Raw genomic sequence first — 19,636 nt, 5'->3', positions numbered from 1 at the left:
CGAAATAAAAGGATATATAAAGACGAGAGCATGGCTTGAGAGGAGTCTATCAGGGAATGAAAAGGAAAATTTCAATCTGGACAGCGATTATTCTGTCAGGCAGCATGATAATGGGATCGTGGCAGGGAACGGGTCAGTTCCCGAATTCCGCAGTATATGCAGCCGCTGAATTTGGCATCCCCACTGTATCACCTTCGCCTGATGCCTATTATGTAAGTACGGGGGCGAATCTTAAATTAAATTTCGACCGCCCGGTAAATCCTCAGAACGGCGAAATCACCATTATAAACAGTGAGACAAAAGCTGAGTTTGTGAAGATTCCTATCGGCAGTTATGGCCTGGTAGGCAGTTCTGCTGCTTATGATATTAAGTGGGGAGCGGACCGTAAATTAGCCCCAAATACGAAATATACTGTATCTATTCCTAAAGGGTTGTTCAAAGACAATGCAGGAGCAGAGTCCACAGTAACTACATGGTCATTCGTAACAGCACCGGATATTGACAGCTCAATCACAGCAAGTGAATTTGCACCGGCAAATAACAGCAGAGTAAATGCAGCAGGGTTGACCCAACTAAGCTTTAAGCTGAACAAAAAATTGCAAAAGGGCGGTGGCACGATTCGCCTGATGTCCTCCTACAGCAATGATACTATCCAGGAATTTAAAATAGGGGATGATGTTCCCGGAGTAGATGTCCAAAGCGATGCCACATCAACAACGGTGAAACTGTCGATAACTGCTAATAAAGTTGCACCAGGCGGTAATTATTATATCCTGATAGATTCCTATGCGTTCAAGGCCGATGATAAGCGTACCTTCGCCGGAATCTCTAGTGGTAATGTATGGAGTTTTTCCACAGTAGGAGGAGAAGCGAAAAACGTTATTACAGTTCCGGATAACAAGGCTGTAAATGTACCTACCACTGAAGTGTTAAGGCTTATTTTTGACCGGCCAATGATGCCGGCATCCGGGTACATAACGGTCTCGCCGGGTACAACGGATGATCCCCGGACCAGATGGGTAAATGTGAACTCTACCTCAGTAGTTGGCGGAGGGGAGAAGTCTATTCAATTTACACCTGCTACTACGGATATGCCGCTGTTAAGCGGAACGACCTATACGGTCACTATTCCCCAGGGGGCTTTTTACGACCGGGACGGGAATGTATTCCCTGCCAACGGACCCTATTCATGGACGTTTACGACTACTCCGCTCTCTGGGCTTAGTGCAACTGGCCTTTCTCCCTCTGACCGGAGTGAGTCTGTAAGCGTGTCCCAATCCATGAAAATAACATTTAACCGGGATGCTGCTCACAACAGCGATATTACAGATGGTGTGGCTTTATATAAGAGCAGTGGTACCAGAGTTCCAGTTACAGTGAGCAAGGGAACCTCGGCTAAGGAATATATCATCACCCCAGCAACGACTCTTGAAGCAGACACAACCTATTATGTTGATATCGTTAAAGGTGCATTTACTGATGTGAACGCGGCTGGAGTCGTGTATGACGGAATTAGCGGCAAGCATTCATGGAGCTTTAAAACGGCAGCTCAGGATACAACAGCTCCGGTAATGGCTTCAGCACAACTGGAGAATAACCGGACGATTCGCCTGAAATATAACGAAACACTTAACTCCGGAGTTGCCCTGCTCTATTCGAGCTTCGCTGTAACCGTAAACGATGAGAATCGTGCTATAGAAAACATATATATTCAAGGAGACAGTGTGTATGTCACTTTGAATACAGGAGTAGCAGTCGGACAAGTTGTAAAAATCAGCTATACAGGGGGTCTGCGTACGATTCAGGACACCTCCGGGAATGCAGCCGGCACTTTCGGTCTGCAGCAGGTTACGAATCCGATTCAAACCGCCTTGCCGACACCTAAGGATGGCAGTCTGTCCGGCAGGACAGTAACGCTAAACTTCAATGATGCGCTTAAAACAGTTTCCCCCCATGCTTACAGCCAATTTTATGTGTACGCGGATGGTGTCTCCCTTGGGGTGAACAGCATCAGTTCAAATGGGAGAACTGTTGTCTTGGGGCTCGACAATGCTGCATCCAGCGGCCAGACTATACGTGTGACCTATTACACCGGCTCTTATCCTCTTCAGGATCTGTACAGCCAGAACATCGCAAATTTTAATGACTTTTATATCCGGAATACCAGTGATGGAACAGCGCCGGTGTTTCAAAGTGCTTCGGGTGCAGGAAGTAAAATTGTACTCACCTATAATGAAGGGATGTCCTCATCGGCACTGCCGCTGAACAGCCAGTTCTCTGTTCTTGTTGGCGGTACCCCTAATTATGTTACCGGCGTTTCGGTAAACGGCAATCAGGTTACACTTACGCTTCAGAGTCCACTCACAGCCAACCAATATACTACTGTGTCATATGTGCCGGGCAGCGCAGGGCTCAGCGATCTAAACGGCAACCGGGCTGCGTATCTAAATCTGCAGGCAGTTGCGGTATCCGGGAGCTCAGGAACGTCTGTACCTGATATCAACTCAGCGACCGTAACGGGTGATGAAATCACAGTAATATTCAGCAAGAACATGCGTCCTTCTTCAACTGCAGTGTATACAAGTCAGTTTGGCGTCAGAGTGGACGGCAGCAGTGTCGGTGTACAATCATATTATGTATCAGAGAATGTCCTAAGGCTTACATTGTCCACGGTAGTGAGAACCGGGCAAACTGTTGATTTGTCCTATATGTCAGGATCTGGTGCGATTACCGATTTGAATGGAGTTCCTCTGCCGTCTTTTACGGCGCTTTCAGTTTATAATGCAACGGGGACATCGTCATCCGCCTCATCCACCAACCGCCCTTCATATATGGGTACTTTGGCGGCAGGTGAGTTTGGCAAGGAATATCCGCTTCTGAAAAGTGACTCTGCCTCAGCATCCGATGACCGTTCAGTCTACAGCCAGCTGGTGAAGAAGTATAGCCTTGCTGCAGACCGGCTGAACGCCAGCTACGAATATCTGAATAAGCTGGGAACACCTTCGCTTGTTTTTGAAGTGCCTGCCACAGAATTGGCAGCCAATGTATCTGTGCCGCTTAAGCCGTTGCTCGATGCAGTTAACAGAAACAGTAAGGCTACCTTTGGCATCCGTCACGGGGATCATTTCTACAATGTTGCATTAAACGATATCGATATGAACAGTCTGGCAGCAGCTCTCATTGCAGACAGCAGCAATATCTCCCTGATGTTCAGGATGGAAAAGGCCCCGGCAGGTACGTTTACACCCTTTGAGCAAAAGTTGAGAACACAGGGAATGCAGGGCGTTACAGGTCTCGTGGATATACGCCTTAGTGCCGGGGTAAACGGTAATAATTCCAGCGGAACAGCGTTAAACGTAAAAGGTGAGTATGCAGTACGTACAACATCCACCTTGAATAGTGATCAGACTTTGGCAGCAAGACTGGATCTTGTCTATTATGATGCTCCATATCTGCCGACCAAAATCAGTACAGCGGGCAGCTACACGGTTATCCGCGCTGTTACAACAGGAAATCCGGTAGTGGGGACATTCTTGTCTACCCGCAGCTTCACGGATATGAGCAGGCATTGGAGCAATTCGATTGTAAGTCTGCTGGGCGCCAAGAATATTATCGACAGCAGCTACGGAACCACGTTTAAGCCTGAACAGAAAATAACGCGGGCAGAGTTCGCTGTAATGCTCAGCCGGGGTCTGGGGCTGCCGGGTGACCGTGAGACTGCGCAGCGGTTCAGCGATGTCCAGCCGTCCACTCAGACTGGAGATTACATCGGTGCTGCTGCCAAGGCCGGGATTATTACAGGAAATACAGATGCAACTTTCCGGCCTAATGCCAATATTACACGTGAACAGCTCGCCATTATGATCATCCGCGCTATGGAGTATACAGGAAATCCGATCACACTCAGCGGCACAACCTCTTCAACACTTACGGTCTTTAAGGATAAGAATAAAATCCAGAACCAAAGTGCCGAGTTTGTGGCCAAGGCTGTGCAGGAAGGCATTATCCTGGGAATGACCCCAACAGAGTTCCAGCCGCAGGGCAACGCTACCCGTGCCCAGGCGGCAGTGATGCTGCAGCGCATGCTCAATATGGCTGGCTACTTGTAACTATATAGATTGAACTTATAAATTGGATATTAGGAGAAAGTGGCGGAGGAGAAGTTTGGAACTGGAGGAGCGTTAGCGTCCGCCTTTGTCACCGGATTTCAACCGCGATAAGCGGTACAAATCAAGAAATCTGGGGACAACAGCGGCAGGAAGTCCAAACATTCTCTGGAGTCACCCCAATCGTTAATAGAAAAATCACTAGTTTTAATCTATATAGATTGTATTTAACAGCAGAGCATCCGGCTTAATGGCCGGGTGCTTTTTGGCGTTCAATTGCGTTTCCGGCAGGAGTCCCGATGTTGACAAAACCTTCTAGTAATCTCTTAAAATCGCAACTTTTTGGCTAAAAATCAGTCTATTAAAGAAGTAGTCTAATCGTAGGAACTGATATCCAGATGGTGATCGCGAGAATGAAGAGTATAAATAGATGGGAGAGTTACACTGAAATGAATGAGGTTTTCATGGGGAAGAAGAAAGAGGCAGTACGTGGAATGAGAATGTCGCCAGCCAAAAAGTGGATTGCCGCATCCCTTGCAGGGGTGCTGTGGATTATGCCGGTCGTTGGAAACGGGGAATTTTCCGGATTAGGCACAGGTACTTCGTTCAGGGCTGAGGCTGCAGCAGCATCCGTAAACGTAACCAAGCTGGGTGAAGAAGTGATTACATCCGGTGCGATTATGATGAAATATAAATATAATACGGTCCGTTCCGGCAAAACGGTGAGCGGACTTGCCGATGTCGTCCGTGTGGACCTGAACAATCCATACGTATCACTGGATGTGATGACAGGTAAGGGCGGGAATCTGACCACACGGCAGAGCACTGGCGGAATGGCTGTGGAAACAGGGGCAGTAGCTGCGATTAACGGCGACTATTTCAACACAGGCGGAGAAGGCGCGCCGATCGGCGGGCAGGTATCTGGAGGCGTGCTTGTCTCCACTCCTTCCCAGCTTGACGGAATGTACGCTTTTGCTGTCACTAAGGACCGCAAGCCTGTCATTGACGAATATACTTTTGAGGGCATGGTAACCGCTGAAGACGGCGCACAGTTTCCTTTATCCGGAGTAAACAAAGGCGCTTACAGCCCGGAAGGCGGCAGCTCCACATACAGCCATGCCAATGCCGCCTATATATACACCGATGCCTGGACTGCAAAGGAACGGCCGAAGAACAGCTCTACAACACCTACGGAGGTGCTGGTAGAGAACGGAGTCATTACACAAATCTCACCTGATGCAGCGCTCGCCATGTCTGTTCCGGAAGGGGCATATATTTTACGGACCCATGGCCTTGCTGCGCAGTTCGTTAAATCTCACCTGACCGTCGGACAGAAGCTGGCTACGGACTACTCCCTGCGCTCCAAAACCACTCAGCAGGAGCTGGATCCGGCAAGCCTGCAGATGATGATCGGCGGACATACCATCCTTGTGAACGGCGGCAAAGCGGCTTCGTTTTCCCGTTCGACGTCAAGCATCGGCGGCTACCGTGCGCGTACGGCACTGGGATATTCGCAGAATGGACAATATGTATATTTGATTGCAGTGGAGAAGAATGACAACAGTACGGGGATGTCGCTGACCGAGCTGCAGTCTTTTATGACCCAGATCGGGGTCTGGAAAGGAATAAATCTGGACGGTGGCGGCTCTACAACGATGGTAGACCGGCCGCTTGCCGAAACGGCTTCCACGCTCACCTTTAACACCGAGTATGGCAAAGAGCAGCGCAGCATTGTCAACGCACTTGGAGTATACACTTCGGCTCCGCAGGGCCAGGTAAAGGGAATCAAGATCAGCGGCAGCTCTGTACTGCTGATCGGGCAGCAGGCTACCTATACGTTAAAAGGCTATGATACGTACTATAATCCGATAGATGTGGCAGCAGCAAACCCGGCCTGGACTTCGAGCGGAGGCAGCGCTACGGTAAGTGCAGGTGTGGTGACAGCTGTTAAGCCGGGTAAAGCAACGCTTACAGCTGCCAGCGGTACCGCCAAAGCTTCTACTGAAGTTACGGTCCTCGGCGGCGATGATCTTACCAGCTTGTCTGTAGGAACGGCTACAGCGCCGCTCACAGCAGGAAGCAGTGTATCTGTGCCTGTAACAGCCGTAGCTAAGAGCGGGGCAAGCATCACGGTACCCAATTCGGCGCTGAAGTGGGAATTTGTTGGCTTCAAGGGCAGCGTACAGGACGGCAAGCTTACGGTGTCCTCTGTAGATCCCGGTGTAACGACCGGATATGCCATTGCCCGGTATGACGGATACAGTACGGCAGTGGTTTTATCGACTGCAGCCGCTACGGCATGGGAGGATTTCGAAAAAGTATCGTATCCGATCGCATTCACTTCCAATGTGAACACGGTTAAAGGAACTGCTGCTGTTGCTGCCGGAAGTGCTGAACGGGCAGGCTCCCAGGTATTGTCCCTCAGCTACGATATGACAGCAGGTACCGGTAAAATGTATGCCTATGCCCAGTTCAACGGAACAACCGGCAAGAGCATTCCGGCAGCGGCGACCTCCATGTCCGTTGATGTTATGGGTGATATGAGCCTGAACTGGCTGCGGGCTGAAGTGGTTGACAGCAGCGGAGCTACAAAGTATATAGATCTGGCCAAGGTTATCGACTGGAATGGCTGGAAGAGCATCAACATTGACTTGTCGGGCTCAGGAATCAAATTCCCGGCATCCTTGAAAAGAATGTATGTGGTCAATGTAGAGGAAGGCCAGGATGAACGGGCCAAGACCGGTACGGTTGCTTTTGACAATATCTCTTTTGTAATGCCCTCACTCTCCAGTGAAGCCGGACTTCCAAAAGGAACAGCCTCCATGGTAATCGGCTCAAAATCCATGACGGTTAATGGCACGAAAAAAGCGATCGATGCAGCACCAATCAATAAGGACGGTACTACCTATGTGCCGATTAAATATGTACTGGATGCATTTGGCGGAAGCGCGGCCTGGAATCAGACGACCAAGCAGATTATGGTGTTACGTGGAGCCAAAGCGCTGGATCTGACCGTTGCCAAGAAGGAATTTGTGCTGAACGGGAAGCTGTATAGCGCTGAAGTAGCTCCTATGATCCTGCAAGGCAGGACTTTAGTACCGCTAAGACTAGTCTCGGAGCAGCTTGGGCTCAATGTAAAATGGGAACAGAACACGAAGACCGTAACTATTGAATCGTGATATGTTAATATAAAGGAAAGCCTTTAATACGATTCGATAGAAATGGGGCAAGCATCCGTGGAATTTCAGGCCGATGCGATAGATCGCGTCATCAAGAATACCATCGACGTGATGGAGAGCAGCAAGTATCAGATTTTTGAAATATTGCAGGTTGCACGGGATGAGCTTGTTGCACTCACCAAAGAACTGCAGAAGGTTATGGAAGAAACGGATGAAACACTGCAAAAGGTCGACAAACTGGAGATGCAGTACCACCGCTCCCGGATCCGGCTGACTGAGGTCAGCCGGGATTTTGTCCGCTATACCGAAAAAGACATCCGGATTGCTTATGAAAAGGCAACGGAGCTTCAACTGGAGCTGATGATGACCAGAGAACGCGAGATCTATCTGCGGAGCAGACGGGATGAGCTGCAGCTGCGTGTACGCAGTGTGGAGAATTCAGTGGAACGCGCTGAATCCATCGGTTCGCAAATGAGCGTGGTCCTGGAATATCTGTCCGGAGAACTGGGACAAGTGACGAGAATTGTCGAAAATGCGAAAAACAGACAGATGATCGGCCTGAAAATAATCCTGGCCCAGGAAGAAGAACGCAAAAGAATTGCCCGGGAAATTCATGATGGTCCTGCCCAAATGCTGGCTAATTTAGTCCTTAGGACGGAAATTGTAGAAAGAATGCTGGTGAAGCAGGAATATGGACTGGTGCAGGACGAAGTAATAGACTTAAAAGGGCAAGTGCGGTACAGCCTGGAAGAGATGCGTAAGGTTATTTTTAATCTGCGTCCGATGGCGCTCGACGATTTGGGGCTCATTCCGACACTCCGGAAATATGTGCATGACTTTGAGGAAAAGACCAAGATCCGGACCGTCTTTGAAACAAGAGGCAAGGAGCACAGGTTAACCTCAGCCATGGAGGCGGCAGTGTACCGTCTGGTACAGGAAGGTCTGTCCAATGCGGCCAAGCATGCTTTTCCGAGTTATGTGCTGGTGGAAATCACCTATCAGGCACAGCTGATCAAGATCGTCGTTAAGGATAATGGCTTGGGCTTTAATGTCAAGAAGGTAAGCGAGCAGGGCAACCGTGAAAGCTTCGGGCTTGTAGGCATGCGGGAACGCGTGGAGCTGCTCGAAGGAAGAATGGAAATAGAGTCCGCAGAGAATCAGGGCACAACAATCGTAATTCACATTCCGACGAATGTGGAGAAGGGGAAGGAGTAATGTGATGGAGAACCAGAACGCAGGCAAATCACCCATTAAGGTTCTTTTAGCGGATGATCATCAGCTGTTTCGTGAAGGACTAAAACGCATTTTAAATATGGAGGATGACATTGAGGTCATCGGCGAGTGCGGTGACGGCATTCAGGTGCTGGAATTCTGCAACATTAATAAGCCGGACATCGTGCTCATGGATATCAACATGCCTATCGAAAATGGTGTAGAAGCTACCCAGAAGGTACGCGAGATGTTCCCTGATGTTAAGGTGATTATTTTATCGATTCATGATGATGAGAGCTATGTCTTTGAGACGTTGCGCAAGGGAGCCAACGGTTATCTGCTTAAGGACATGGAGGCTGAGTCACTGATCAATGCTATCCGTTCCGTATGTGAAGGACATGCTTTTATTCATCCTAAGGTAACAGGCAAACTGATTAACCAGCTGCGCCGTATGACTTATCTTAATGAGACGGGAGCTATGGCCGAAACACCGGCTAAGGAGGCTGGAGTCAAATTTGTCGCTGGCGACAACAATCCGCTGACCCGACGCGAGGCAGAGGTGCTGCGGCTGATGGCCGAAGGCAAGAGCAACAAGATGATCGGCGAATATCTTTTTATCAGCGAGAAAACCGTCAAAAACCATGTGAGCAGCATTCTGCAAAAGATGGAAGTCGACGACCGCACCCAGGCTGTAATCAATTCGATCAAATACGGATGGGTAACTCTATAAGCAGCTCGTTTAAGGAAGATTACATATGTCGATTGCAGCCGGCGGCTGCAGTCAAAAGTATGGCTTGTAAATAGCGTATAATGAATTTAGATGCTGATAAAGCAGCGGGCACGCTTCATGGGGATGTGGGCAGTCACCGACCTTTTCTCACCGGCATATAGTGTCGGTATACAGAGGAGGTGCATCTCCATGGTAGCCCAGTTATTATGGATTGCGGCTGTTTACGGATCTGCTGTAGCCCTTGTTCATATCCTGCAGCACCGCAAGAGAACCAGGCATAAGAATTGGAGCGGAAAGCGGATTCATTATTTGCTGATTACCCGTAATCATGAAGCTGTTGTCGAGTGGTATATCCGGGGAATAGGGCTTCATGCCTTTCTGACCGGACAGTTATTCCGGGTGACGGTAATGGATGACGGCTCGATGGATGGAACACTGGCGGTAGCTTCAAGGCTCGCTTTAAATAGCGGTGGAAATATTGAGTTTGCCCCGGTGATACAGGGACATGATGTGCGGACGGACAGCGGTTCACAGCACAATGTTGTAGTCGATTTGCGCTTGCCGGATCAGCTTATTCCGCTCTCCTTTTTGCGGATGCCAGGAAGCGGGGGATACGGATCGAAACACAGCGATTAATAATTAAATATGCAGGAACCGGGTGAAGCACACTCTCCATGAATGGGGGAGTGTGTTTTTTTTGTGCGGATTTTTTGGGAGAGGGATGAAAAGTGGGAATCCTTCCTTGAATGCGGATGCTCTAAAGTCAGCTGTTATATAAGCCGGAATTAAAAAATGAGTAAAGAAATGACGTGACGGAGGGTCCTGGAGGAGCGTTATCAGGTTTTAAAGCTTTTCATAGAGAACACATTTGAAGATAGCACTTATGTTCAATTTGTCCAATATAGGAGGGGAATTATGAAGGTAGCAGTGTATGCAGTAAATTGCGGCGGGAGCTGGGGAGTATGTATTTCACTCAATATTCAGGTGGATTATTTATGGTGGATGGGAGCAGGGGGAAGCGAGGATGGCTGGAATACGGAAGCTGTTGAACGTCTGGTGCTGTTATCGCCTGCTGTACCTCTTGGGTGGGCTGTGAAGCTGCGCGGCAGCTTCAGATCACACAAGGCGATGTCAGAGTGGGAGGGAGAGAATTGGAGAAGCTATGCTGCAGATATTCTGAAGGAAGAGATTAAAGAAGAAATAGAGGCTGGAGGAGTTCGGCCTAAGGGATGGCCTTTTGGAGAGATTGCTGTTATGAGTAGCAGGGATGACCTATATGGCAGGGACGAGGGCGTTATTGTGGATCAACCCGCTCTGGGAATGGCGACAGAACAGATTGCAGCAGAGCTCGAAGGCTGCTCTCTGCTGCAGCCTGAAGCCGAAGCGCTCGTGGCTGAACGACTGCCCTGGCTGGCCGGGCAATGGCGAGAGGCTGTTCAGCTTGCACATTTGCAGGGGAGGCTGATTCTGGAGGCCGGGATTAGCGGGGAGGCGGGGCGGAGCTGTGGCGGGAATAGGAGAAGTTGGACGATGTGGGGTGCAGACGGGCGGGCGATGGGTGGGCTTGGTTGGCGGTCTGCGGCGCTCCGCCTGCCGCAGCTGCGTCTGCCCTGGCGCGGCGCTGCCGCCCGCCGCGCAAGTACGCGCTGCCTGCGCTGCGGCAGCGCACCCACGGGCCGCACGGCCTGCGCCGCGTGCGGCCTGGCCGGCTGCGCCTACTGCGAGGCCTGCCTCGCGCTCGGGCGCAGCCGGTCCTGCGCGCTGCTGCTGCGCAGCGCGCCACTGCCGGCCGTGCGCTGCACGGCCGGAGCGGTCCCCACCGCGGCGGCACGCCGGTGGGGGCTAAGCGCAGCCCAGGCGGGAGCGGCCGGGGCTGCGCTGGGGTTTCTGGCGGAGCGGCGTGAGCGCTCCGCAGAGGCAGGCCCAGAGCGGTTTCTGCTCTGGGCGGTCACAGGAGCGGGGAAAACGGAGATCACGTTCCCGCTCCTGGAGGCAGTGCTCGCAGCCGGAGGCCGGGCGCTGGTGGCCACGCCACGGCGCGACGTCGTGCTGGAGCTGGCGCCCCGGCTGGCCCGGGCGTTCCCGGGCGAGAGTCCTGTCGTGCTGTACGGCGGCAGCACGGACCGCTGGGCCCGGGGACGGCTCATCATCGCCACGACCCATCAGCTGCTGCGGTTCTACCAGAGCTTTGACCTGGTCATACTGGACGAGGTAGATGCGTTTCCCTACCATAATGATCCCAGGCTTGCTTTTGCTGCAGAGCATGCCTGCAAACAGGACGGATCTTTTATTTATCTGTCCGCCACGCCTCCCCGGGAGCTGCAGCGTAAGGCCGGCAGCGGCAGACTGCCCCATGCCAGAGTACCAGTGCGTTATCATGGCCATCCTTTGCCTGTACCCCGCCATATAACCATGATACCGGTAAATGCCTGCCTGAAGCGCAGAAGCCTTCCTAGAGCACTTCTCCAGGCTCTTCAGCGTTCCCTTATCCGTGGGGCTCAAATCTTCCTGTTTGTATCTCGTATTGCTCATATAGCGGGTCTCCTGTCTCTCCTGCGAAGCAGCTTTCCCGAAGCAGCCATTGAGGGGACTTCTTCCCAGGACCCCGCACGGACCGGCAAGGTGGAGGCTTTTCGTGCCCGCAGTATTTCTATGCTGATTACCACCACGATCCTGGAGCGGGGCGTCACCGTTCCGCGAAGTGATGTGTTTATTCTGGATGCAGACAGCAGCTTGTTCGATGAGGCTTCTCTCGTCCAGATGGCGGGCCGGGCAGGCCGTTCTGCAGAAGATCCGGCCGGACTGGTTATGTTCTTTTCACCGCAGTGGACCAAATCCCAGCGCGGCGCGCTGTCCCAGATTCGTACAATGAATGCAATTGCCCGTAAACAAGGGTATATAAAGAAATAGAGAAGGCGGGCAGAGAATGTTAAAGCATATAAAAGCATGGTCAGGACATGCCCAAGCATTACTGGTTCCGGTATATCCGCAATGCCTGATTTGCAGCAAAAAAGCACCATCATCCCCGGAGCTGCCTGAAATTTGTGCAGGTTGTGCAGCCACAATTCCCTGGATTCGTAAACCGCGCTGCAGCAAATGCGGACGCCATGTAGGCTGTCCCGACTGCACCCGCAGCAAAGAAGAAGGGCCGATTGTCTGCAACCGCAGTGCAGTTGCTTATACAAGTGAGATGCGGGAGATGCTGGGGCAATATAAATACCGCGGGAATGAGCGCCTCGCTCTATTACTTGGCCTGATGCTGGACAGGGCGTATGGCAATCTGAAGGAGGAGAAGGAAAGTGAATTGCGCAGCCTGAGCCCGGACTCTATACATAAACCCTTTCCCCGCTTTTTTACCGGCAACCGATCAACAAGACAATGGCAGGCTGATCTGCTGGTCCCCGTTCCGGTCAGTGAATCCAGACTGAATGAGAGAGGGTTCAATCAGGCAGAGCGGCTCGCTGATGTACTGTCACGCCGAAGAGGAATTCCACAGCTTCCGCTGCTGATCCGCACTCATCATACCGGCAAACAGAGCTTTAAGAGCAGGGCGGAGCGGCTGAATGATATGAAGCATGCTTTTGCGGCCAATCCGGATATGAATTTAAAAGAGAGAATTAGCGGTTTGATCAACGCAAGGGTTCCGGAAAACCGCCCGCTGCAGATCATAATAGTTGATGACATCTACACTACAGGAAGTACCATCCGTGCTTGTGCTGAAACTGTAAAGCAGATAAGCGAAAGCTATGGCCGGGAGTCGGAGATCTACAGTCTGACGTGGGCCCGTTCATAGGGCAGGCGTATTTTATATTAAATAAAATTCTTCTACAGCCGATACTATTAATAGACTAAGTTTCTTCGATCATGTAATCTAAGCATAAGAAATTACTATGCTGCACAAAATGTATGGAAGGGAGCCGCTGCTGAAATGAACGTAGATAATTGTCCAAGGTGCGGCCGGTTATATGTTAAGAACATCAGAGAGCTTTGCCAACCGTGTGTGAAAGAATTGGAGCATCATTATGAGACATGTGTAGAATATTTGCGGAAGAACAGAGGAACCAATATCCAAGAGCTGTCGGATGCCACGGATATATCCATCAAGGAAATTACCCGTTTTATCCGTGAAGGCCGGATTTCCATAGCTAATGCGCCTAATATGATGGTGCCCTGTGAGATATGCGGAACGTTAATCCGAGAGGGGCATATGTGCGACAGCTGCCGGACCCGTTTGACCAAAGAACTTGCAAATGCGGCTAAGGAAAAAAGTGGGGAAGAGAGCTCTGTTAAGCGTACAGATTCAGCGTATCGCGCTGTTGACAAGTTCCGAAACTAAAATTCATTTGCAAAAAAACGCTTGCAGCTATAAAGTATGATTCAATAAAGACCGATAAACTTAGTAAAGATTTATCGGTTTTTTTATACCGAAAGGAAGGTGGAAGTTATGAAAATTAACGAGACCGGACGAATTCACGGAGTTAATCCGTATCAACGCAGTGCGGAAGCTCAAAGGCAGGACCAAATGAAGAAGACTACACGCAAGGATGAGGTTTCAATTTCGGACGAGGCGATCAAGCTCCTGCAGGCTCAGAACAGCAGCAAGGTTGATACCGACCGTTCCGCTAAGATTGAGAGCCTGAAACAGCAAGTATCCGCAGGTACCTACCAGATTGATGCAGCCAAACTCGCTGACAAACTCGCCCCTTATTTCAAGCAAACCTCCGAGAATTAGGTGAACACACCCATGTCATTGATTAGATTGTTAGAACTGCTTGAGCGGCTGGACGAAGTGCATCATCAAATGCTGGATCTGGCCGCTGTCAAGAAGCAGACGATAATGGACAACAAGGTTGATGGTCTGATTGATATCATGAACCGTGAGTCCAAGCTGATGAAGCTGATCGGACAGCTCGAAGAGCAGCGTACAGAGGCGGCGTATGCATTTTTACAGGGTGTCGGCATACGCTCCAATCTGAACCTGAATCTGACCGAGCTGTCCCGGCTTGTATTTGACCCTGAGGAAAAATCGCGGCTGCTGCAAATTCAGCAGAGGCTTTCCGGCACACTGGAGCGCTTGAAACAAGCCAATGAGCTGAACCAGAAGCTGATTGAGCAGTCGCTTACCTTTATAGATTATTCCCTGGATCTGCTTGTCGGCAGACCGAACCAGGAGTTTACCTACCACCATCCGTCCGATAAGGGCAGCAGCAGTGCTAGACCGGGCCTTTTTGACGCACGCGGATAGTACTACTATTTGTTGCAGAACGTTTTGCCGGAGCAATCATAGGGAGGAACCGAGAGCATGACATCTACATTTCATTCAATAGAGACGGCAAGACGAAGCCTGTTCACTCAGACTGCTGCGCTTAACACAACAGGACATAACATCGCTAATGCCAATACCGAAGGGTATACCCGCCAGCGTGTTAATATGAAGGCAGCGATTCCAATTGAAGCCTATGGCCTTAATAATTCTACCTTGCCCGGGCAAATGGGAACCGGTGTAGAATTCAGCTCGATCGAACGGATCCGGGAGATGTTTCTGGATGATCAATACCGCGGGGAGAATGCTGCGAGCGGGAACTGGTTGATCCAGTCGGACACACTCGATAAACTGGAAGCTATTGTTAATGAACCTTCAGATACAGGGATTCGAACCGTTCTTGATAACTTCTGGAAGTCGTGGTCGGATCTCAGTAAGAACCCCGAAGATCCAACAGCCCGCAAAATTGTAGTGCAGACTGCGCAAGCTCTTACAGATGCTATGAATTACATGAGTACCCAGCTGAGTAATTTGGACCGTGATCTTAACACTAATATTGATGTTAAAGGGAAAGAGATCCAGAGCTATTTGAGCTCTATCGCCGATCTGAATCAGTCTATTGCCAAAATTGAAGGTATGGGTGACCAGGCCAATGACTTACGGGATCAGCGGGACTTACTGACAGACAAGCTTTCCAAGGTCGCCAATATCACTGTTGTAGATACGGATGCCGGATACAATATTTCGCTCGGCGGACAGCCGCTTGTTCAAGGGCAGACAGTAGCGGCAACTGTAGATAGTGCATTTCTTAATAATGCGTTTGCCTCCGGAGATCTGAGAGCTGGTGAAGCCTACGGAATGATTTTTTCCAGTAGAACCTATGTTGCAGATTACAAGAAGCAGTTGGATGATATGGCCAACACCATCGCTAATGGCGAGGTGCAGGTTACAATACCGGCGGGGTCAACGCTTCCTGCAGGCACTACAGTGCTTAAGGATTCTGAAATTATTAATCCAGACGGAATCAAGACTACCTTATTGGCAGGTGCAGCAGTTCCCGTGCCGCTTACGGGTGATTTGAAGACTACTGTAAAAGGATTGAATGGACTGCACCAGTTAGGCTACGCCATGGATGGCAGTACGGGACGCGCCTTTTTTACACCTTCTGTTTCCGGAGAACCAATCACTGCGGCCAATCTCCGCCTGAATCCGGAAATCGCTGCTGATCCTACTTTGTTTGCGACTTCACTTCGGGCTACTACAGATAGTGACGGGAATGTATCCGTAATTAAAGGGAATAACACATTGGCACTTTTATTCAGCAATATGAAGGATAACAGTACTTTCACTACATCCGATGGTACCAAAACCGGTACTGTAGGTTCCTATCTTAGCTCCATGGTAGGCCAACTTGGTATCCAATCCCAAGAAGCTGCACGCCAGGCAAGCAACTCCGATTATCTGGTAGAACAGGTGAATTCCAGGCGTCAATCGGTAAGTGGGGTTTCGTTGGATGAAGAAATGTCAAACATGCTGGTATTCCAGCATGCATATAGTGCTGCTGCGCGTTTTATGACTACCTATGATGAAATGCTTGATAAACTAATTAATTCTACCGGCACTGTCGGCAGATAAAGGAGGAGTATCTAATGTTGAGGGTCACCTCCAATATGATGAGTTCACAGCTGCTGCTTAACCTGAACCGTAACGCACGTACTATGAACGATACGCAGCTGCAGCTCTCAAGCGGCCGCAAAATCAACAAACCTTCCGATGATCCTGTCGGCATTACTTATTCCCTGCGTTACCGTGCGGAGCTCTCATCTAATGAACAATACACCAAGAATGTAGACAGTGCGCTGTCTTGGCTGGATTATAATGATACTGTACTGGGACAGGCTGGGGATGTGGTTCAACGCTTGCGGGAGCTTACTGTGAAGGCATCGACAGGAAGTAACCCGCAGTCAGCATTGGATAGTATCAATGAAGAAGTGATGCAGCTTAAGGAACAACTCGTAGATATCTCCAATAGTAAGCTCAATGGCAAATATATTTTTAATGGAGAGCAGTATACTACCAAACCTTATGATTTTGCCAAAGGTGCTGATGGCACCTATGATACAACACAGGCTGTTACCACAGATTCCGGTCAGATTCAGTATATTGTTGGTGAAGGTGTGCAAATGCCTATTAATATGACTGGTAATGATGTATTCGGTCATAATGGGGAAGCGGATAATCTGTTCTCAATTATAAATAATATTTCTGAAGGATTGAAATCAGGGAACATTACAGCTGTATCCGGGCAGCTCGATAAAATTGACACCCGTGTAGAGACCATTCTATCAGCCCGTTCTGAGATAGGAGCAAAGACAAATCGTGTAGAACTGATGCAGGATCGTTTGAGCGATTTGAATATAAACCTGACAGATCTTCAGGCTAAAACTGAGGATGCGGATTACGAGGAACTCATTATGAAGTCCAAGATTCAGGAGAATATTTATAATGCTTCACTTTCTGTGGGGGCTAAGATTATCTCTACAACTTTAGTAGATTTCATTAGATAACGGAGGCGATGCTCGTTGTTGCAGCCTATTCTGCAAATTCGACAGACTCCTGCCCTGATTGGTATTGATGCTGATCTTGGCACATTCTCCATAACTCAGCCAAAGGCTGAAGTTAATATCACAACTACGCCTGGAGAGTTAAACGTTCAGTCGTCACGTCCAGAGCTTACAATTGATCAGACCCGGGCCCGCGCTGCTTATTATGGCGGAAGTGTTTTGGATATGAATAAAAGAATTTATTCAGGCATTCAGCAACTATACCTTCAAGGTCTGGCTCGAAAAGTTGAGCAGGGGAACCGGATGGCTGAGTTTTTTAAACCAGGAAATACGATTGCTGAGGTCTACGGTACAGACACTGAACCGAATTCTTTCCCAGAGCCCTTAGGTCCGGCGTCTTACGACAATGTAGATATTCATTTTGATACTAAAGCTCCTGAGATCAGCTTCCGGGCAGCACAGGTTGATATTCAAGTGGAAAGGCATAGACCGGAGACAGAGTACACCCGTGGTAAGTTAAATATCTATATGCAGCAGTATGCTTCCGTGCAGTATATCCCGCCAGAGGTGAATGTTCAATTGTAGCTATAAAGCTATAGATGTGCCGGAAAGCACCTCTATAGCTTTTCTTTCTGTTTAAGTATCAGTAAGATGTCCACTAAATTAAATAACCAGGTTTTGCACAGCAAAACTGTTTGAGGAGTGAAAAATTTGATTATTGAGACACTGTCTTGGGGAAAACTTGAAGTACAAGAGGAACAATTGTATCATTTCCCCAAAGGAATTCCCGGTTTTGAAGAAGATACTGATTTCGCTTTGGTTGCTATGGAGGATACAGCCTTCTGGGTGTTACAGTCCCTCAAAAATAAAAACCTCTCATTTCTTCTAGGTGATCCGTTTGCTTTCTATCGAGATTATGAATTTGAACTTCCGAGTGCTGAGGCTGAGGAACTGGCGATTGTTGAACAGATAATAGTACGATGCATAATCACTCTCAAAGAACGAGTGGAAGAGTCCACAATCAATTTGCTGGCACCGATTGTTTTGAACCCGGAGACACTGAAAGGTAAGCAGGTGGTATTGCATAATGCCCCATATCATACGAAGCATAGTTTGTTTCAGGAGCAGCCGGTAATTGACGGAAAGGATGGTGGATGAAATGCTCGTGTTGTCCCGTAAAAAAGGTGAATCTATTATCATTCAGGACCAAATTGAGCTGACGGTATTGTCGGTCGAAGGCGATACAATCAAAATCGGCATTTCGGCGCCGAAGCATGTTGACATCTTTCGAAAAGAAGTATATCTGTCTATCCAGGAAACTAACCGTGAATCGGCTGCACCCGTGCAATCTGATCTCAATGCTTTGATTGACCGGCTGCGCGGGCCGCAAAAATAAACCTTGGGTACAACAAGTGCTTAGGTGAACAAACACAGGAATGGGCCATGGCAGTGGTAATAACCACTGCATGGCTTTTGTTATGGGGGTTATACCTTGATTCTTACCCGAGACCTGTTTATATCCAAAAGGATAGTTTATTATGAGAACGGGTATAGACTTATCTGATTACTAATTAGAGCTAATATAATTGTGAGGTGCTTTGTTGTGAATGTTGTAGTCATTGGACTAGGTTCGATGGGGAAAAGAAGAATCAGATTAATCAAAAAATATAATAATCAGTATCAAATATTTGGAATTGACTCCAGCGAGGAACGCAGGAGGGCTAGTGAAAAAGAATATGGTATTATGACATTTGCAAATGTAGATGAGCTGCTCCTGAACAACTCACTTGATTGTGCTTTTATCTGTACTTCTCCGCTGTCCCATAGTGAAATAATCAGCCGTTGTCTTGAAATAGGATTACATGTATTTACTGAATTGAACTTGGTGACCGACGGGTACGATGAGAACACAATGCTTGCTAAAGAAAATAATAGAATTCTATTTTTGTCTTCTACGTTTTTGTATCGGCAAGAGGTGAAGAGGATTAAACAGTTGGTTCAAGAAAGTGAGTGCCTCTTAAATTATACTTATCATATTGGTCAATATTTACCCGACTGGCATCCGTGGGAGAACTATAAAGATTACTTTGTAGGAGCCAAACGTTCAAATGGCTGCAGGGAGATCTTTGCTATTGAGCTTCCGTGGCTGACAGATGTCTTTGGAACCATAAGTAAGGTGCATGTCATGAAGAATAAAATCAGCTCGCTAGATATTGATTATAATGATAATTATATGGTGATGATTGAACACATTGATGGGCATAAAGGGATGCTTGCAGTAGATGTGGTTTCAAGAAAAGCGGTAAGAAATTTCGAACTTTTTGGCGAGGAGCTTTTTTTGCTGTGGGATGGTTCTGCCGAAGGAATTAAAGTATACGACTTTGATCGCAAAGAAGAAAAAAAGATTCAATTATATGAAACCGTAGATCAACTGGAACAATACAGTAAATTTGTGGTTGAAAATGCGTACTTCGATGAGATAGCATCTTTTTTTGCAGTTATTGAAAAGGGAGAAGAGCCTTTATATAGCTTCTCAAAGGACAAGGCCATCTTAAACTTAATTGATGAGATCGAGGCTTAAT

16 protein-coding genes are annotated in these 19,636 nt (G+C 48.7%); all 16 read left to right on the top strand.

All coding sequences use genetic code 11. The features are described from left to right. Nucleotides 1-56: 56 nt before the first annotated feature. The 16 genes from C2I18_RS10185 (at nt 57) to C2I18_RS10110 (ending at nt 19,635) form a co-directional block, all read left to right on the top strand. Nucleotides 57-4,109, top strand: a complete 4,053-nt coding sequence (locus C2I18_RS10185; RefSeq protein WP_249901071.1) for an Ig-like domain-containing protein — start codon at nt 57-59, stop codon at nt 4,107-4,109. A 446-nt stretch (nt 4,110-4,555) separates the two neighbouring features. Next, nucleotides 4,556-7,285, top strand: coding sequence for a stalk domain-containing protein (locus C2I18_RS10180; protein WP_249901070.1), 2,730 nt, complete (start codon nt 4,556-4,558; stop codon nt 7,283-7,285). Nucleotides 7,286-7,342: 57 nt separating this feature from the next. Then, a complete protein-coding gene (locus C2I18_RS10175; RefSeq protein ID WP_249902069.1) occupies nt 7,343-8,500 on the top strand; it encodes a sensor histidine kinase in 1,158 nt (385 codons plus the stop codon). Nucleotides 8,501-8,504: 4 nt separating this feature from the next. Then, nucleotides 8,505-9,227: a response regulator gene (locus C2I18_RS10170; RefSeq protein ID WP_249901069.1), complete on the top strand. Its 723-nt coding sequence runs from the start codon at nt 8,505-8,507 to the stop codon at nt 9,225-9,227. A 189-nt stretch (nt 9,228-9,416) separates the two neighbouring features. Continuing rightward, nucleotides 9,417-9,863: a hypothetical protein gene (locus C2I18_RS10165; protein ID WP_249901068.1), complete on the top strand. Its 447-nt coding sequence runs from the start codon at nt 9,417-9,419 to the stop codon at nt 9,861-9,863. Nucleotides 9,864-10,142: 279 nt separating this feature from the next. Then, complete coding sequence (locus C2I18_RS10160; RefSeq protein WP_249901067.1) at nt 10,143-12,137, top strand: ATP-dependent helicase ComFA; 1,995 nt, start codon at nt 10,143-10,145, stop codon at nt 12,135-12,137. A 16-nt stretch (nt 12,138-12,153) separates the two neighbouring features. Beyond that, nucleotides 12,154-13,020: a ComFC family protein gene (locus C2I18_RS10155; protein ID WP_249901066.1), complete on the top strand. Its 867-nt coding sequence runs from the start codon at nt 12,154-12,156 to the stop codon at nt 13,018-13,020. 135 nt (nt 13,021-13,155) lie between these two features. Beyond that, nucleotides 13,156-13,563 carry a TIGR03826 family flagellar region protein gene (locus tag C2I18_RS10150; RefSeq protein WP_249901065.1) on the top strand — a complete coding sequence of 136 codons (408 nt, stop codon included), beginning with the start codon at nt 13,156-13,158 and terminating at the stop codon, nt 13,561-13,563. A gap of 108 nt (nt 13,564-13,671) precedes the next feature. Further along, on the top strand, nt 13,672-13,959 hold the full coding sequence (gene flgM, locus C2I18_RS10145; protein WP_249901064.1) for a flagellar biosynthesis anti-sigma factor FlgM: 288 nt from the start codon (nt 13,672-13,674) through the stop codon (nt 13,957-13,959). A gap of 12 nt (nt 13,960-13,971) precedes the next feature. After that, the gene (locus C2I18_RS10140; protein WP_249901063.1) at nt 13,972-14,472 is read left to right on the top strand and encodes a flagellar protein FlgN; all 501 of its coding nucleotides are present in this window, start codon (nt 13,972-13,974) and stop codon (nt 14,470-14,472) included. A 57-nt stretch (nt 14,473-14,529) separates the two neighbouring features. Next, nucleotides 14,530-16,125: a flagellar hook-associated protein FlgK gene (gene flgK, locus C2I18_RS10135; RefSeq protein ID WP_249901062.1), complete on the top strand. Its 1,596-nt coding sequence runs from the start codon at nt 14,530-14,532 to the stop codon at nt 16,123-16,125. Nucleotides 16,126-16,139: 14 nt separating this feature from the next. Then, the gene (flgL, locus tag C2I18_RS10130; protein ID WP_249901061.1) at nt 16,140-17,057 is read left to right on the top strand and encodes a flagellar hook-associated protein FlgL; all 918 of its coding nucleotides are present in this window, start codon (nt 16,140-16,142) and stop codon (nt 17,055-17,057) included. Between the two features lie 15 nt (nt 17,058-17,072). Continuing rightward, nucleotides 17,073-17,639, top strand: a complete 567-nt coding sequence (locus tag C2I18_RS10125) for a DUF6470 family protein (protein WP_249901060.1) — start codon at nt 17,073-17,075, stop codon at nt 17,637-17,639. Between the two features lie 126 nt (nt 17,640-17,765). Next, nucleotides 17,766-18,212, top strand: coding sequence for a flagellar assembly protein FliW (gene fliW, locus C2I18_RS10120; RefSeq protein ID WP_249901059.1), 447 nt, complete (start codon nt 17,766-17,768; stop codon nt 18,210-18,212). Between the two features lies 1 nt (nt 18,213). Continuing rightward, complete coding sequence (gene csrA, locus C2I18_RS10115) at nt 18,214-18,450, top strand: carbon storage regulator CsrA (protein ID WP_249902068.1); 237 nt, start codon at nt 18,214-18,216, stop codon at nt 18,448-18,450. A gap of 207 nt (nt 18,451-18,657) precedes the next feature. Continuing rightward, the gene (locus tag C2I18_RS10110) at nt 18,658-19,635 is read left to right on the top strand and encodes a Gfo/Idh/MocA family protein (protein ID WP_249901058.1); all 978 of its coding nucleotides are present in this window, start codon (nt 18,658-18,660) and stop codon (nt 19,633-19,635) included. Nucleotide 19,636 lies beyond the last annotated feature (1 nt).

The organism is Paenibacillus sp. PK3_47, from assembly GCF_023520895.1.
Classification (GTDB): Bacteria; Bacillota; Bacilli; order Paenibacillales; family Paenibacillaceae; genus Paenibacillus_AQ.
This window is presented reverse-complemented; position numbering and strand designations above follow the sequence as displayed.

Coding starts and splice junctions, on each gene's coding strand:
- C2I18_RS10185 (WP_249901071.1), top strand. CDS start 57: ATGAAAAGGAAAATTTCAATCTGGACAGCGATTATTCTGTCAGGCAGC.
- C2I18_RS10180 (WP_249901070.1), top strand. CDS start 4,556: ATGAATGAGGTTTTCATGGGGAAGAAGAAAGAGGCAGTACGTGGAATG.
- C2I18_RS10170 (WP_249901069.1), top strand. CDS start 8,505: ATGGAGAACCAGAACGCAGGCAAATCACCCATTAAGGTTCTTTTAGCG.
- C2I18_RS10165 (WP_249901068.1), top strand. CDS start 9,417: ATGGTAGCCCAGTTATTATGGATTGCGGCTGTTTACGGATCTGCTGTA.
- C2I18_RS10160 (WP_249901067.1), top strand. CDS start 10,143: ATGAAGGTAGCAGTGTATGCAGTAAATTGCGGCGGGAGCTGGGGAGTA.
- C2I18_RS10155 (WP_249901066.1), top strand. CDS start 12,154: ATGTTAAAGCATATAAAAGCATGGTCAGGACATGCCCAAGCATTACTG.
- C2I18_RS10150 (WP_249901065.1), top strand. CDS start 13,156: ATGAACGTAGATAATTGTCCAAGGTGCGGCCGGTTATATGTTAAGAAC.
- flgM (WP_249901064.1), top strand. CDS start 13,672: ATGAAAATTAACGAGACCGGACGAATTCACGGAGTTAATCCGTATCAA.
- C2I18_RS10140 (WP_249901063.1), top strand. CDS start 13,972: ATGTCATTGATTAGATTGTTAGAACTGCTTGAGCGGCTGGACGAAGTG.
- flgK (WP_249901062.1), top strand. CDS start 14,530: ATGACATCTACATTTCATTCAATAGAGACGGCAAGACGAAGCCTGTTC.
- flgL (WP_249901061.1), top strand. CDS start 16,140: ATGTTGAGGGTCACCTCCAATATGATGAGTTCACAGCTGCTGCTTAAC.
- csrA (WP_249902068.1), top strand. CDS start 18,214: ATGCTCGTGTTGTCCCGTAAAAAAGGTGAATCTATTATCATTCAGGAC.